This is a genomic window from Dickeya undicola (assembly GCF_000784735.1).
Classification (GTDB): domain Bacteria; phylum Pseudomonadota; class Gammaproteobacteria; order Enterobacterales; family Enterobacteriaceae; genus Dickeya; species Dickeya undicola.
In genome coordinates, this window is the sequence record NZ_JSYG01000046.1 from 12,691 (window position 1) to 28,290 (window position 15,600).

The 15,600-nt window shown below is 56.2% G+C and carries 15 protein-coding genes; 6 read left to right on the forward strand and 9 right to left on the reverse strand.

Going from position 1 to position 15,600, the window contains the following annotated elements; translation table 11 throughout:
- The first annotated feature begins 248 nt into the window (after positions 1-248).
- The gene (gene eat, locus OB87_RS18690) at positions 249-1,616 is read left to right on the forward strand and encodes an ethanolamine permease (RefSeq protein WP_033570876.1); all 1,368 of its coding nucleotides are present in this window, start codon (positions 249-251) and stop codon (positions 1,614-1,616) included.
- 106 nt (positions 1,617-1,722) lie between these two features.
- Here eat and slyD read toward each other — a convergent pair whose 3' ends face one another.
- The 4 genes from slyD to kefG all read right to left on the reverse strand — a co-directional run bounded on the left by slyD (position 1,723) and on the right by kefG (position 5,055).
- Positions 1,723-2,301 carry a peptidylprolyl isomerase gene (slyD, locus tag OB87_RS18695; RefSeq protein WP_033570877.1) on the reverse strand — a complete coding sequence of 193 codons (579 nt, stop codon included), beginning with the start codon at positions 2,299-2,301 and terminating at the stop codon, positions 1,723-1,725.
- Between the two features lie 130 nt (positions 2,302-2,431).
- Complete coding sequence (locus tag OB87_RS18700; RefSeq protein ID WP_033570878.1) at positions 2,432-2,626, reverse strand: YheV family putative zinc ribbon protein; 195 nt, start codon at positions 2,624-2,626, stop codon at positions 2,432-2,434.
- A 68-nt stretch (positions 2,627-2,694) separates the two neighbouring features.
- Entirely contained in the window at positions 2,695-4,500 is a 1,806-nt protein-coding gene (kefB, locus tag OB87_RS18705; RefSeq protein WP_033570879.1) for a glutathione-regulated potassium-efflux system protein KefB, read from the reverse strand.
- Positions 4,501-4,503: 3 nt separating this feature from the next.
- Positions 4,504-5,055, reverse strand: a complete 552-nt coding sequence (gene kefG / locus OB87_RS18710) for a glutathione-regulated potassium-efflux system ancillary protein KefG (RefSeq protein ID WP_033570880.1) — start codon at positions 5,053-5,055, stop codon at positions 4,504-4,506.
- 124 nt (positions 5,056-5,179) lie between these two features.
- Here kefG and OB87_RS18715 point away from each other — a divergent pair, with 124 nt between their 5' ends.
- Complete coding sequence (locus OB87_RS18715; protein WP_033570881.1) at positions 5,180-7,099, forward strand: ABC transporter ATP-binding protein; 1,920 nt, start codon at positions 5,180-5,182, stop codon at positions 7,097-7,099.
- A 55-nt stretch (positions 7,100-7,154) separates the two neighbouring features.
- Here OB87_RS18715 and OB87_RS18720 read toward each other — a convergent pair whose 3' ends face one another.
- Complete coding sequence (locus tag OB87_RS18720; protein WP_033570882.1) at positions 7,155-7,760, reverse strand: LysE family translocator; 606 nt, start codon at positions 7,758-7,760, stop codon at positions 7,155-7,157.
- Positions 7,761-7,879: 119 nt separating this feature from the next.
- Between OB87_RS18720 and OB87_RS18725 the strand changes: the two genes are divergently transcribed.
- The 3 genes from OB87_RS18725 (at position 7,880) to OB87_RS18735 (ending at position 10,167) form a co-directional block, all read left to right on the forward strand.
- Positions 7,880-8,878, forward strand: a complete 999-nt coding sequence (locus tag OB87_RS18725) for a hydrolase (protein WP_033570883.1) — start codon at positions 7,880-7,882, stop codon at positions 8,876-8,878.
- Positions 8,875-9,105 carry a YheU family protein gene (locus OB87_RS18730; protein WP_033570884.1) on the forward strand — a complete coding sequence of 77 codons (231 nt, stop codon included), beginning with the start codon at positions 8,875-8,877 and terminating at the stop codon, positions 9,103-9,105. Before OB87_RS18725 ends, OB87_RS18730 begins: the two co-directional genes overlap by 4 nt.
- Positions 9,106-9,297: 192 nt before the next feature.
- Complete coding sequence (locus OB87_RS18735) at positions 9,298-10,167, forward strand: phosphoribulokinase (protein WP_033570885.1); 870 nt, start codon at positions 9,298-9,300, stop codon at positions 10,165-10,167.
- Between the two features lie 64 nt (positions 10,168-10,231).
- Here the strand turns inward: OB87_RS18735 and OB87_RS18740 are convergent, their stop codons facing one another.
- Entirely contained in the window at positions 10,232-10,639 is a 408-nt protein-coding gene (locus OB87_RS18740) for an OsmC family protein (protein ID WP_033570886.1), read from the reverse strand.
- 329 nt (positions 10,640-10,968) lie between these two features.
- Between OB87_RS18740 and crp the strand changes: the two genes are divergently transcribed.
- On the forward strand, positions 10,969-11,601 hold the full coding sequence (gene crp, locus OB87_RS18745) for a cAMP-activated global transcriptional regulator CRP (protein ID WP_012768072.1): 633 nt from the start codon (positions 10,969-10,971) through the stop codon (positions 11,599-11,601).
- Positions 11,602-11,704: 103 nt separating this feature from the next.
- Here crp and argD read toward each other — a convergent pair whose 3' ends face one another.
- The 3 genes from argD to OB87_RS18760 form a co-directional block, all read right to left on the reverse strand.
- A complete protein-coding gene (gene argD / locus OB87_RS18750; RefSeq protein WP_033570887.1) occupies positions 11,705-12,928 on the reverse strand; it encodes a bifunctional acetylornithine/succinyldiaminopimelate transaminase in 1,224 nt (407 codons plus the stop codon).
- Between the two features lie 187 nt (positions 12,929-13,115).
- Positions 13,116-13,691, reverse strand: a complete 576-nt coding sequence (locus OB87_RS18755) for an aminodeoxychorismate synthase component II (RefSeq protein ID WP_033570888.1) — start codon at positions 13,689-13,691, stop codon at positions 13,116-13,118.
- A 218-nt stretch (positions 13,692-13,909) separates the two neighbouring features.
- On the reverse strand, positions 13,910-15,115 hold the full coding sequence (locus tag OB87_RS18760) for a helix-turn-helix domain-containing protein (protein ID WP_033570889.1): 1,206 nt from the start codon (positions 15,113-15,115) through the stop codon (positions 13,910-13,912).
- Between the last annotated feature and the right edge of the window lie 485 nt (positions 15,116-15,600).

Sequence of the window (15,600 nt, forward strand, 5' to 3'; positions counted from 1 at the left end):
GTACGCGACACCTTCCAGTCGAATACCCCCGGTTTGACCACAGAGCGCAAAAATCTCCACGCGGATGTCAAGTCGCCAACTGAGCGTCAGCGGCATTATCGAAACATGCGGACCTAGCGGGCGCGCCCGTCGCAGACAAGAGCAAACGGTTGTTACAACCCGATGGTTTTCTATAACTAACTGATTCTTATAAATAGAGGTGATGAAAACTGGCTGTTTTCATCCCGCATTTTGTAGGGGAGAGCGTCATGACAATGCAGTTAAAACCCACCCTGGGTACGCTTCATCTGTGGGGTATTGCCGTTGGTCTGGTGATTTCCGGCGAGTACTTTGGCTGGAGCTACGGCTGGGGCGTGGCGGGAACGCTGGGCTTTCTCGTCACCACCCTGATTATCGCTGCCATGTATACCTGCTTTATTTTCAGCTTTACCGAGCTGACCACCGCCATTCCTCATGCCGGTGGCCCATTTGCTTACAGCCGTCGTGCTTTTGGCGAAACCGGTGGCTTGATTGCCGGTATGGCGACCCTGATCGAGTTCGTCTTCGCCCCGCCCTCCATTGCGATGGCTATCGGCGCTTACCTCAACGTACAGTATCCGTCGCTGGATCCCCGCTACGCCGCCACTGGGGCGTATCTGATTTTCATGACGCTGAATATTCTGGGCGTGAGACTGGCGGCGATGTTCGAACTGTTTGTCACCGTGCTGGCAGTCATTGAATTGCTGGTGTTCATGGGCGTGGTAGCACCCGGTTTCAGCCTCAGCCACTTTGTCGCCAACGGCTGGGCGGGTAGCGATAATTTCAGCAGCCCAGCTATCTCCGGCATCTTCGCCGCCATTCCTTTCGCCATCTGGTTCTTTCTGGCGATTGAAGGCGCTGCCATGGCCGCCGAGGAAGCCAAAGACCCGCAGCGCACCATCCCCAAAGCTTACATCAGCGGCATCATCACGCTGGTGGTGTTGGCACTCGGGGTCATGATTATGGCTGGCGGCGTGGGCGACTGGCGCACCCTGTCCAACATCAACGACCCATTACCGCAGGCAATGAAAGCCGTGGTGGGTGAAAACTCCGGCTGGATGCACATGCTGGTGTGGATCGGGCTGTTCGGGCTGATCGCCAGCTTCCACGGCATCATCCTCGGCTACTCCCGCCAGTTCTTCGCGCTGGCCCGCGCCGGTTACCTGCCTGCTGGTCTGGCGAAGCTGTCCCGTTTTCAGACACCGCACCGCGCCATTCTGACTGGCGGCGTGATTGGCATCGCCACTATCTTCAGCGATAGCTGGATCAACCTGCAGGGGATGAGCCTGACCGCCGCGATGATCACCATGGCGGTGTTTGGTGCCAACGTGATGTACCTGATGAGTATGTTGAGCCTGTTCCGCCTGCGTCGTACTGAACCGGGCTTGCATCGTACTTTCCATGCGCCGGGCTATCCTGTCATCCCGGCTATCGCGCTGGCGCTGTCCGTGGTGTGTCTGATAGCCATGCTGTGGTTTAACCCGGTGATTGGCGGCTTGTTTATCGTGTTGATGCTGACGGGCTACAGCTATTTCCTGATGACGCGTTCCCAACGCGACAATGCCCCGCAAGACGCGATGCTGATGGGAAAAGAGTGACTGACTTCGCTAACTGATGTGCCTTCAGCGCCTCCCATTTGGGGGGCGTTGAGTTTTCTATAGACAAGAAAAAGGCCGCTAAGCGGCCTTTTCGGGGAAGGGCAAATCAGTGGTGGCAACCGCAACCGCCGTTACCGCCGCAACCGCCTTTACCGTGGTCATGATCGTGATCATGGCCGTGACCACCGCAGCAACCTTCGTGGTCATGATCATGGTCATGCTCGCCATGCACGTGACCGTGCGCCAGCTCTTCTTCGGTAGCTTCACGAATGGCGACAACTTCCACATTGAATTTCAGGTTCTGACCCGCCAGCATGTGGTTGCCGTCAACCACGACGTGCTCGTCCTGCACTTCAGTGATTTCTACCGGCACCGGGCCTTGATCAGTATCAGCCAGGAAACGCATACCAACCTGCAGCTCGTCCACACCGACAAACACATCTTTCGGTACACGCTGAACCAGATTGTCATCATACTCGCCGTAGGCATCGTTAGCGCCGACGCTGACGTCAAAACGCTCGCCCACATCGCGGCCTTCCAGCGCTTTTTCCAGACCGGAAATCAGCGAGCCGTGACCATGCAGATAGTCCAGCGGTGCGCTCACCGGAGACTCATCGACCAATACACCATCTTCCGTACGTACCTGATAGGCCAGGCTGACCACCAGGTCTTTTGCTACTTTCATGATATCTCCTAGCGTTGGAAATCGATTTTGCGCAAATTGTAGCGGAAAAACGTCCCCATGTACTGTCCGGGATAAAAAAACTGTCGGCGTAAACGCCAGCCGCCAGCAATGACGTCAGGCTTCTGCCACCCTATTCCGGGCGAAATATACCGATGATTTCGCCAGCAGGCGGGGTGACGGATTTTGGTGGCGTTTCCGACTGGCTCTGCTGATAGCCGCAGTGCACGCACACCACCACCTCATCGTCGCCCTCGCGCCCCACCGCCAGCGTATCCTGCGAGTGGCACTTTGGGCACACCGCCCCGGCAATAAAACGTTTCCGCATGGTTGCCCTCCGGCCCCCTCTCTTGATGATCTGCATTCGCGGCATACCGTAGTACGCCGCAAACGCGCCTAGTGTTCGTCCCAGTCGTCGGGTCGACGTCGCTCACGCAGCATTTCGCGCTCGAAGATATCCTCCAGCTCGCGGCGAGCCTCCTTGACGCGGGAAATCTGCGCCACATCGCCCTGACGTTGTGGCATCAGCTCACGTAGCATCCGCATGTCGAGCCGCCGGAAATGCTGCTGCGCCCGGTAAGCCTGATGAGGATGCATCCCTAACGAGATCAGCGTCTTGCGGCCCAGCTCCAGCGCACTGGAGAAGGTTTCACGCGAGAACTGCGTGACCCCCACCTGCAAAAACTCATGCGCTTCCACACGGCCACGCGCACGGGCCAGAATCTCCAGATGAGGAAAGTGCTGCTGACACAAATGCACGATGGTCATCGCGTCTTCCGGCTCATTACAGGTAATCACGATGGACTGCGCCTGTGCCGCGCCGGCGGCACGCAGCAACTCCAGCTCGGTGGCATCGCCGTAATAAACCTTGTAACCGTAACTGCGCATCAGGCTCACGGCGCTGATGTCGCGCTCCAGCACGGTAATACGCATTTTGTTGGCCATCAGCAAACGGGCGATGACCTGCCCAAAACGCCCAAACCCGACCACAATCACCTGTGGCTCATCGTTTTCTACGTACGGCGCTTCATCTGCCTCTTCCTTTGCATTGAAACGACGCGCCAGAATACGGTCGATCAGTTGCATCAGGATAGGCGTCACCATCATCGACAGGGTTACCGTGACCAACAGCAGCGGCAACTGAGCCCCCTTCAGCACTTTGTGGGTAGCAGCGGAGGAAAACAGCACGAAGGCGAATTCCCCGCCCTGACTCAACACGCCAGCGAACTGCAAGCGCTCGGAGGAACGCAGCCCGTACAATCGCGCCAGCAGATACAGAATCAATCCTTTCGCTACCACCAGAATCGCGACACCTGCCAGCACCATCAGGATATTGGCGTACAGCACGCCAAGGTTGAGCGACATCCCAACTGAAATGAAGAACAGCCCCAGCAGCAGCCCCTTGAATGGCTCGATGGAGATTTCCAGTTCATGGCGGTATTCGCTTTCCGCCAGCAGGACACCGGCAATGAACGTACCGAGCGCCATCGACAGCCCCAGCGCGTCCATGAACAGCGCGGAACCCAACACCAGCAACAGCGCGGCAGCAGTAAACACTTCCCGCACACCCGAGGCGGCAATAAAACGGAACAGCGGACGCACCAGATAACGCCCGCCAATCAACATACCGCCAAACGCCACCACCTTCAGCACCACCTGACGCCAGTCATCCAGTTCGCCCTGCACGCCTGCCAGCACCGGAATCAGCGCCAGCGCCGGGATCACCGCCAGGTCCTGAAACAGCAACACGGAAAAGCCGAGCTGGCCAGATTCGTTGCGGTTCATGCCTTTTTCGCGCATCAGTTGCAGCGCGATGGCGGTGGAAGACATCGCCAGTCCAATGCCGCCAATCAGCGCCGCCTGCCAGGAAAACTGGCTCAGATACAGCACACCACCCAGCAGCGCGGCGCTCAACAGCACCTGTGCCGCGCCGGTGCCAAAAATTGAACGTCTTAGCCGCCACAGCTTGGCTGGGTCCAGTTCCAGGCCGATGATAAACATCAGGAACACCACGCCCAGCTCGGAAAAATGCAGGATGGCTTCTACATCACGGATGAAGCCCAGCCCCCACGGACCGATGGCGATACCCGCCAGCAAATACCCCAGCACCGCGCCGATGCCCAAACGGGCGGCAATCGGCACCATCAGCACCGCAACAAACAGAAACAGCACGCCAGCATTCAGCGAAGAAGAGGCTTCCATATTTTAGGATTCTCCGTGCGGAAATGGCGACGCCAGCCAGTCACCGTAGGCTCTGGCGTGTTCTTGTAATACATCCGGCGGCAAGCGCCGGGCCCAATAGATCACCAATGGCGACAACCAGTTCATGTGGCACATCGCTGCCGTCATCTCAAACGGCCTTAATACGTCATCCATTGTGTAGCGATTCACACCCGAAGAGCGGTAAGCATCTTGCGGCTCGCCGGTCGTCACTACCGACCGCCAGTATTTTCCGGCCAGTGCATTACCGCCAACCCCGTTGGCAAAACCGCGGGTCAGTACCCGGTCCAGCCACTCTTTCAACAACGCCGGGCAACTGTAGGTATAAAGCGGGTGCTGGAACACGATCAACTGATGCTCACGCAGCAACTGTTGCTCATGATGAATATCGATAAAAAAATCAGGATAGTGCGCGTAAAGATCGTGCACAGTGACATGCCCGAGCTGGTGGGCGGCTTGTAATAACAGCTTATTCGCGACCGAATCCTGGGATTCCGGATGGGCAAACAGCAGCAAAATTTTTGGTGGCTGCGACATCATTCCCCTCCAAAGCGTCGTCATTGCAGGTATTTTCGGCTACCATGCTGCGCAGCAATACAACAGGACATGGCCGTCCTGATACCCGATCGGCAATTTAACATATTTGAACATTTGGCGCGTTATGATTGTTTTCTCCTCCTTGCAAATTCGACGCGGTACACGGGTACTGCTGGACAACGCCACCGCTACCGTCAACCCCGGCCAAAAAGTCGGCCTGGTCGGTAAAAACGGCTGTGGCAAATCAACCCTGTTGTCATTGCTGAAAGGGGAAATCAGCGCCGACGGCGGCAGCGTCACTTTTCCTCAAAACTGGGCGCTGGCGTGGGTCAATCAGGAAACCCCGGCACTGGCGCGTTCGGCGATTGATTACGTGATCGACGGCGACCGCGAGTTCCGCCAGTTGGAAGCCGACCTGGAAGCAGCGAATGCCCGCAACGACGGCAACGCCATCGCCACCCTGCACGGCAAGCTGGACGCCGTTCAAGCCTGGTCGATTCAGGCCCGCGCAGCCAGCCTGCTCAACGGGCTCGGCTTTCAGCAGGAACAGTTACAACAGCCCGTCAGCGATTTCTCCGGCGGCTGGCGTATGCGCCTGAATCTGGCACAAGCGCTGATTTGTCGCTCCGACCTTCTGTTACTCGACGAACCGACCAACCACCTGGATCTGGACGCGGTGATCTGGCTGGAAAAGTGGCTGAAGAACTATCCCGGCACGCTGGTGTTGATCTCCCACGATCGGGACTTTCTCGACCCGATCGCCAACCGGATTCTGCATATCGAGCAGGAAACCCTGTTCGAATATACCGGCAACTACACCTCGTTTGAGCAGCAGCGCGCCACCCGTTTGTCTCAGCAACAAGCGATGTACCAGCATCAGCAAGAGCGAGTCGCCCATCTTCAGCATTACATCGACCGTTTCCGTGCCCAGGCCACCAAAGCCAAGCAGGCGCAAAGTCGCATCAAAATGCTGGAACGCATGGAGCTTATCGCCCCGGCCCACGTCGACAACCCATTTCGTTTCAGTTTCCGTGCGCCGGAAGCGTTGCCCAACCCGCTGTTGCGGATGGAAAAAGTCAGCGCGGGCTACGGTAACCGTTTGATTCTGGACTCCATCAAACTCAATCTGGTGCCCGGTTCGCGCATCGGGTTGCTCGGCCACAACGGTGCCGGGAAATCGACGCTCATCAAGCTGCTGGCGGGCGAGCTTCAGCCGTTCAGCGGCGATATCGGTCTGGCCAAAGGCGTGCGTCTCGGCTATTTCGCTCAGCATCAACTGGAATTTCTGCGCCCCGATGAATCGCCGTTACAGCACTTAACCCGGCTGGCGGAACGGGAAACCGAGCAGCAGTTGCGCGACTACCTCGGCGGTTTTGATTTCCGGGGCGACAAGGTGAGCGAACCTACCGAGCGCTTTTCCGGCGGCGAGAAAGCGCGGCTGGTGCTGGCGCTGATCGTCTGGCAACGCCCCAACCTGTTGCTGCTCGACGAACCGACCAACCACCTGGATCTCGACATGCGTCAGGCACTGACCGAAGCGTTGATCGACTTCGAAGGCGCGCTGGTGGTGGTGTCGCACGATCGTCACCTGATCCGATCCACCACCGACGATCTCTATCTGGTACACGACCACAAGGTCGAACCGTTTGACGGCGATCTGGAGGATTACCAGCAATGGCTGCTGGATGCACAGAAGCAGGATAACGCCACCGAATCCACCGCCAAAGACAACACCGCCAACAGCGCGCAGTCAAGGAAGGATCAGAAACGGCGCGATGCCGAGCTACGCACGCTGACCCAACCGCTACGCAAGCAGATTACCCAACTGGAACAGCAGATGGAGAAGCTGCAAACCGCGCTGACCGCAGTGGAAGAACGCCTGGCCGACAGCGCACTCTATGACGTCAGCCGTAAAAGCGACCTGACCGAGTGCCTGCAAAAGCAAAGTGCGACGAAAGCCGATCTGGAAAACGCCGAAATGGCCTGGCTGGATGCGCAGGAGCAACTGGAGCAGTTGCTGCGCGACGCGGAAAGCCAGGGGTAAGTCATCCCAGACGTCAGGTTAAAACGGCGGGCACCGCACGGCCCGCCGCATTCATTCAATGCCAGATCATCAGCACGCAGGTCGCTGTCAGCAGCCCCATCGCAAGATTGAAAATCTTCCAGGCGCGCGGGCTGCGCAACAAGCGGCCGATCATCGCGCCAAACCCCAGCCAGATGACCCCAGCCACGAAATTGACGCCCACCATCGCTATGCTGATCGCCACCACCGACCCCGCGTAACCGTCGCCTGCCAGGCTAAACCCCGCCACCGCGCCCAACGCCATCAGCCAGGCTTTCGGATTGAGGAATTGCAGCAACCCGCCCTGATAAAGCGGTATCGGTGCCGACGGCGCGGTATCCGTATCCAGCTGTTCATACGCCGCGGTGGCGATCTTCCACGACAACCACAACAGATAGGCGCTACCCAACACCTTCAACGCCAGATGCAGCGACGGATAAAGCAGGATCACGCTCCCCAGTCCCAGCGCCACCAGCAGCAACATACTTTGCATACCAAGCATGATACCCAGCATCAACGGCATGGAACGCAATACGCCAAAATTGGCGGCGGAGGCGGTAAGTAGCATATTATTGGGGCCGGGCGTAATAGCGGCGACCCACAAGAAACCGAGCATCGAAAGAAACAGACTGAAGTGCTCCATGAAACGACAATCCTGTAACAGAAGGAACGTCACAACCTAGCAGCGTGGTGTGATGCAGACAAGCTTTTCACCGTGCCATCACAGGCATCACGACACCTTTTCATCATGGCTTTCTGGTTATGAATAATTCTTCTCACCGTAGCGCGTGTTTCCAACCTTTGTCGGGCGTGCGCAATCCCCATTTGCAGACTCTGCTGCCGCGCCTGCTTCGACGCTACCCGGCCCTAAAACCGGTTTGGCAGCCACTGACGATGCCGGACGGGGATTTTATCGATCTCGCCTGGAGCGAAGCACCGGCGCAGGCAAAACACAAACCCCGCGTCGTGCTGTTTCATGGCCTTGAAGGCAGTTTCCATAGCCCTTACGCCCACGGGCTGATGGCAGCCTGTCAGAAACGCGGCTGGCTGGCGGTGGTGATGCATTTTCGCGGTTGCGGCGGACAGCCCAACCGCCTGCCACGCGCTTATCATGCCGGTGAAACCGAAGACGCCCGCTATTTTTTGCACTGGTTGCATCAGACACTGGGGGCCGCGCCTACGGCGGCAGTCGGGGTATCGTTGGGAGGCAACATGCTGGCCTGCCTGCTGAGCAGTCAGGATGCCCCAGACACCCTGAACGCCGCGGCGATCGTCTCTGCACCACTGATGTTGGAGCCTTGCAGCCATCGTCTGGAACACGGATTTTCCCGCTTTTACCAGTCGTATCTGCTTAATCTGTTGCGCCGCAGTGCGTTACGCAAGCTTTCCGCCTACCCCGGCAGCCTGCCGATTTCCGCCAAACGGCTACGTCAGGTACACCGCCTGCGGGAGTTTGACGACCTGGTGACGTCACCGCTGCATGGATTTGCTGGTGCGACGGACTACTACCAGCGCAGCAGCGCGCTGCCACGGTTGTCGCACATCCGCCAGCCGTTGTTGATCATTCAAGCCAAAGACGACCCGTTCATGACGCCAGCCGTGATCCCCGATACAGCGCAATTGCCGACCAACATTACCTATCAACTGACGGAATGCGGCGGTCATGTCGGCTTCGTCGGCGGGTCGTGGCGCCAACCTGAATTGTGGCTGGAACACCGTATTCCCGACTGGTTTACCCCTTATCTGGAGCAGAATGCATGATCATTCCCTGGCAAGAACTGGCACCGGAAACGTTGCAAAACCTGATTGAGTCGTTCGTCCTGCGTGAAGGAACCGACTACGGTGAACAGGAACGAACGCTGGACGAAAAGGTGGCTAATGTACGCCAGCAACTGGTGCAGGGCGAGGTGGTGTTGGTATGGTCTGAACTGCATGAAACCGTCAACATCATGCCCCGCAGTCAGCTCAGTCGTGGTGAACGGTATTAGCCCTGAATCAATCGCTTAAAAACGTAAATTGGCGTGTCACCGTGGTATAAACATGCTAACAATTATCAGATATCTCTGACCAACGTTGGCACACTTCACCCACGTTGGCTCGCTATTCACCGGTGTTGGCCCTATCCACCAACACTGGCACTATCCACCGAAGGTTGTACCACTCACCGGAGGTTGCACACCATGTCGCACCAGCATCCGATTATCGCGGTCACCGGCTCCAGCGGTGCGGGGACCACTACCACCAGCCAGGCGTTTCGCAAGATCTTCCAGCAACTGAACCTTCGCGCCGCGCTGGTGGATGGCGACAGCTATCACCGTTACACCCGGCCGGAAATGGATATGGCGATCCGCAAGGCGCGGGATTTGGGCCGCCACATCAGCTATTTCGGGCCGGAGGCGAATGACTTCTGCCAGTTAGAACACACCTTTACCGAATACGGCCACAGCGGCACCGGTCAGACCCGCAAATACCTGCACACTTACGACGAGGCGATTCCCTACAATCAGGTGCCGGGCACCTTCACCCCGTGGGAACCGATGCCGGAGCCCACCGATCTGTTGTTCTACGAGGGGTTGCACGGCGGCATAGTCACTAACCAGCATGACGTGGCACGGCATGTCGACCTGCTGGTCGGCGTGGTGCCGATCGTCAACCTGGAATGGATTCAAAAGCTGGTGCGCGACATCAACGAGCGCGGTCACTCCCGCGAGGCCGTGATGGATTCCGTCGTGCGTTCGATGGAGGATTACATCACCCACATCACTCCGCAGTTTTCCCGCACCCATATCAACTTTCAACGCGTGCCGACGGTGGACACCTCTAACCCGTTTGCCGCCAAAGCCATTCCGTCGATGGACGAAAGTTTTGTCGTCATCCACTTTCAGGGGCTGGACCACATTGATTACCCCTACCTGCTGGCGATGCTGCAAGGCTCGTTCATTTCCCACATCAACACGCTGGTGGTGCCGGGCGGCAAAATGGGGCTGGCAATGGAGTTGATCATGATGCCGCTGGTGCAGCGGTTAGTCGAAGGTAATCATATTGATTAAACGCCTGGGGATAGGCGCTAAGCGACGCGGCGGACGATGACGTTAGCCGCCGCGTGCTGGCAATTCAGTCGAGCACGATCACCTCGTGGCTGTGGGTAACCTTGACCGCTTTCTCCAGCATCAGCGCCACGGAGCAGTATTTCTCCGCCGACAGCGACACCGCGCGCTCTACGGCTTTGTCGTTCAACCCTTTGCCGGTAACGATAAAGTGCAGGTTGATGGCGGTGAACAAGCGCGGTGCCTCCGCACGACGTTCAGAGGTCAGGCGCACTTCGCAGTCCGCCACATCATGACGGCCTTTTTGCAGGATAGATACCACATCAATGGCGCTGCACCCGCCTGCCGCCATCAGCACCATTTCCATCGGGCTGGGCGCTTTATCGCCCGCGTTACCGTCCATCAGCAACTGATGCCCGGAGGCAGATTCGCCAAGAAACGTTAACCCTTCAACCCATTTCACCCGAGCCTGCATAAGTTTGCCCTCAATCAATTATTTTTGAAATTTTACATCGCTTAGGTACAAAAAAGCCTGATAATCAGAGCTTAATCATGCTGAAGCGAGACAACACAAGACACTACACTCAACCTGTGTTACAAACGAAGACGTAAACCGGTGTATGTTGAGCCTCTGCAAGACCCGCAGCCGGCTTACTGGCGTCATCTGATAGACAGCCTCAGTATATTTATTCCCTGACGTCATTCCGCCAGGACGGAATTGAATTATAACTATGTTATCACGCCGTACAGGGAACTCTGAGCCCTGTGATTTGCGCAGTGAATTACAACAGAGGATAACAGCGAATGGTTCTCGGCAAACCGCAAACAGACCCGACTCTCGAATGGTTCCTTTCTCATTGCCACATTCACAAGTACCCATCGAAGAGCACTCTGATTCATCAGGGTGAAAAAGCAGAGACGCTTTACTACATCGTGAAAGGCTCGGTTGCCGTGCTGATCAAGGATGAAGAAGGCAAGGAAATGATTCTTTCTTATCTGAATCAGGGCGATTTTATTGGCGAACTTGGCTTGTTCGAAGATGGGCAGGAACGCAGTGCGTGGGTTCGGGCGAAAACCGCCTGCGAAGTCGCTGAGATTTCCTATAAAAAATTCCGCCAGCTGATTCAGGTTAACCCGGATATTCTGATGCGCCTGTCCTCGCAGATGGCGCGCCGTCTGCAAGTGACCTCGCAGAAAGTCGGTAATCTGGCGTTCCTCGACGTGACCGGCCGTATCGCGCAAACCCTGCTCAACCTGGCCAAGCAACCGGACGCCATGACCCACCCGGACGGTATGCAAATCAAGATCACCCGGCAGGAGATCGGCCAGATTGTCGGCTGTTCCCGCGAAACCGTCGGCCGTATTCTGAAGATGCTGGAAGATCAGAACCTGATCTCCGCACACGGAAAAACCATCGTGGTGTACGGCACCCGCTGATTCGCATCCACCGGATCAACGTCCATCGGCTCAACATTAGCCGGATCAAAAAGAGCGTGCCCAGGCACGCTCTTGTCGTTTTCGAGGAGAGAAAAACCGCGGCTTACGCGCCTTTTACCACCTGCGCCACCGCTTTTTCGAACAATGCCATGCCTTGATCGATCTCTTCCGGGGTAATCACCAGCGACGGTACGAAGCGAATCACGTCCGGCCCCGCCACCAGAATCATCAACCCCAGATCCGCCGATGCCGCCAGGAAATCCCTGGCACGGCCATGCCAGGCCGGTTTCAACTGTGCACCCAGCAGCAGGCCCATACCACGAATTTCGTCGAAAATAGCGTACTGCGCATTGATACGCTCCAGCGCAGACACAAAGCGTGCATGGCGATCCACCACTCCGGACAACACTTCCGGCGTATTGATCACATCCAGCGCCGCTTCCGCCACCGCGCAGGCTAACGGATTGCCGCCGTAAGTCGTACCGTGGGTGCCGACCGCCATGACCGACGCAATTTCTTCCGTGGTCAGCATCGCGCTGATCGGGAAACCGCCGCCCAGCGCTTTGGCGGTGGTCAGAATGTCCGGCGTGATGCCGTAATGCATATACGAGAACAGCTTACCGCTGCGGCCCATGCCGCACTGCACTTCATCAAACACCAACAGCGCCTGATACTGGTCGCACAGCTCACGAACCCCGTTGAGGAATGCTGGCGTGGCGGGCGTGATACCGCCTTCGCCCTGGATCGGCTCCAGCACCACCGCACAGGTATGGTCATCCATCACCGCTTTTACCGCGTCCAGATCGTTAAACGGCACGTGCACGATATCCGCCGGTTTCGGTCCGAAACCATCGGCGTATTTCGGCTGGCCGCCGACAGAAACGGTGAACAACGTACGACCGTGGAACGACTGATAAAACGAAATAATCTTGGTTTTGTACGGGCTATGGCGGGTAATGGCGTAATGACGGGCCAGCTTGAATGCCGCTTCGTTCGCTTCCGCGCCGGAGTTAGCGAAAAAAACGCGGTCGGCAAAGGTCGCATTGATCAGTTTGGTGGCCAAACGCAGGGCAGGCTCGTTGGTGAATACGTTGCTGGTGTGCCACAGGGTTTCACCCTGCTCTTTCAACGCCGTCACCAGCGCCGGATGGCAGTGCCCCAACGCCGTCACCGCAATACCGCCGGAGAAATCGATATATTCCTTGCCCTGCTGATCCCAGACACGGCTCCCTTTGCCTTTGACCGGCACAAACTGCGCGGGTGCATAAACCGGAAGAATTACCTTATCGTAAGTATCCCGTGTTACTGCTGCTTTCTCTGTCGCCATTTGCTGCCCCGTTGTGATATTCATGGTTTTCAAGTGAAAATATAGTCAATAAATATGCATAAAAAATCAAAAATACGCAATCACTAATCCGACATACTCAACCGAGGAAGCGCCGGGTGATACCACCACCGCCTCCTGCAACAAGCAGAATGCCGGGCATATAACCGGATTTGCGTCTGCTATCCATCTATAAATTCAGGAAATTCTTCAGTAGCTGATGCCCTTGCTGGCTGAGAATGCTTTCCGGGTGGAACTGCACACCTTCCAGCGGAAGTGTACGGTGACGTACCCCCATGATCTCATCCATTCCGGCGTCGTTCTCGGTCCAGGCGGTCACCTCAAAGCAATCCGGCAGTGAATCCTTTTCCAGAATCAGCGAATGATAACGGGTGACGGTCAACGGGTTTGCCAGCCCAGCGAACACGCCGTGGCCGGTGTGCTGCACCGGCGAGGTTTTGCCATGCATCACCTGACGGGCGCGTACTACCCGCGCGCCAAACGCCTGCCCCAACGCCTGATGCCCCAGACACACCCCCAAAATCGGCAGCGTGTCGGCAAAATGGCGGATGGCCGCCAGCGAAATCCCGGCGTCATCCGGCGTACAAGGACCGGGGGAAATCACCAGCCGTTGCGGCGATAACCGCTCGATGTCCGCCAACGTCAACGCGTCATTGCGCCGGACCTGCACCTCCGCCCCCAATTCGCAAAAATACTGGTACAGGTTGTAGGTAAAGGAGTCGTAGTTATCGATAAGTAGCAGCATATCTTTATCTATCAGCGGGTAAATGGCGTTACGTTGGTCGCAGACATCATAGCTAACACAGCATGATGAAGAATGAATGTGTCGAGTCTGAAGAGTTAAGACGCGGTTGTCCAGATGCACATCTGAAACCGCCGGAGAAGGAGATAAAAAGCGGGTGCCATCCCGGAAAAACCCGGCCATATCATGACCGGGGGGGCGCAAATAAAAGGCGCTGGCTGTCACCCGGTTTCATCTCGCAGCACCACCGGGTTAAATTTCTTTCGGAACTCGATGGGTGTCACGCCGGTATAGCGTTTGAACATCTTCTCAAAATGACTCAGGTCGCCATAGCCGCAATCCAGGTAGAGATTGGTGATCCGGCTCATGGGGTGGCACTCCAGCCGTTGGCAGGCATAGAAAATGCGGGTCTGGTTCAGAATCTGCTTAAACGACAGCCTGAGGCTGTGCTTGAGCAGATAGGAGAGATGCGACGGGCTGATGTGAGAATTTTCCGCCAGCTCAATCAACGTCACTTCCTGTTGAAAATGCTCACCCAGATACAGCAGCGCTTTGATCACCGACGGATGAAACTGTTGCAGGGCGTCCTGATCGCGGCTGAGCACCGCATCACATAGTGAACGGTTGATCCGCTGCTGCTCGCCGGGCAGCGCCAGCCCCGTTCGGGCTACGATTTGCGGCAGGATACTGCGGGCCTGCGCCAGGTCTATCTCAGCGTCGTCGCTGAGCATCAACAGCCGGGCGATGCTGTGCCACAACTGTCGCACATTGCCGGGCCAGTCGTAATGATGCAGATAAAACAGCACATCAGGATGCAATGTCTGCCGGACTGACTGACGATACGCCTGCCAGGCAGCATGAACCAGTTCGGCGATATCCTGCGTTCTGCCTTTCAGGGCTGGCACCGACAGCGACTGGCAGCCAAATGCCGACACCAGTTGCGCAGCGGGCTGCGCCGACGATGCGCCGTGTTCTGTCATCGTCGCAATCAGCCCGAACACCAGACGCAGCTCTCTCCGTCTGGCATGTTCTACCCGAAGCAACGCCATCGCTTTCTGCTGCTGCTGTTCGGTCAGCGTATCAAAACCAGGAATGCACAAGGTCAACCGATGATCGTCGGAAAGGGTGGACAGGATCGCCTCCAGCTGTTTCGCTGGGTCGCCCTCACCACTCAGTTCAACATAGCGCCCCTGCAACGCCTGAAGTCTGGCACGGATATAACCGGTAATCTCAGACAGGTCTGCACCCGGCTCACCAGAAAGTAGAATCGGTCTGCCAGATAACATCAGCCTGTCGATCCGGTCACGCAGCGCCGAAGGCAAAAAGATAAACTCCGGAATATGTCGCCCCACCGAATAACCCGCGAGGGGAATTTTTTCGGCAGGAATATTTTTTAATTTACCAGGTAATATATTTTCTGTTTTCACGGAAAAAATCCTTTATTCAACTCCTGCCAGTGCGCATTTCATAATACGCTTACCATGTTTCAAACTTCAGGTATATTTATTTCCCTGAAGTAGAATTAGCTGAGATAATAAAATGCGCTCCTTCATAAGAAACAGTGTTATTTATGCAACACGCTCTCTCGTTCAAATCGCTATTTCGATAATAAAAGTGGATTCATCAATACTGTCGATAAGCGTTCTGGATAACCCTGGTAAAGAACGTAAATCCCTTTACTGATTTTTTACTCATTATCATCACTGTATCGAGATAAAAACAAATGCATTCCCTGCCGATACTGCATTTATTCGAATAGACAGTCGGAACGACCGTATCGCTGATATAAACAAGCGAACAAAAATACAATATATTTATACTCATCAGAGTTAAAATCACAGGGTGCACGATCATGTGATAACAGCACGAGATGATCCTCGGTAACATTAAAGAAGAGGGTGTACGTAATTCT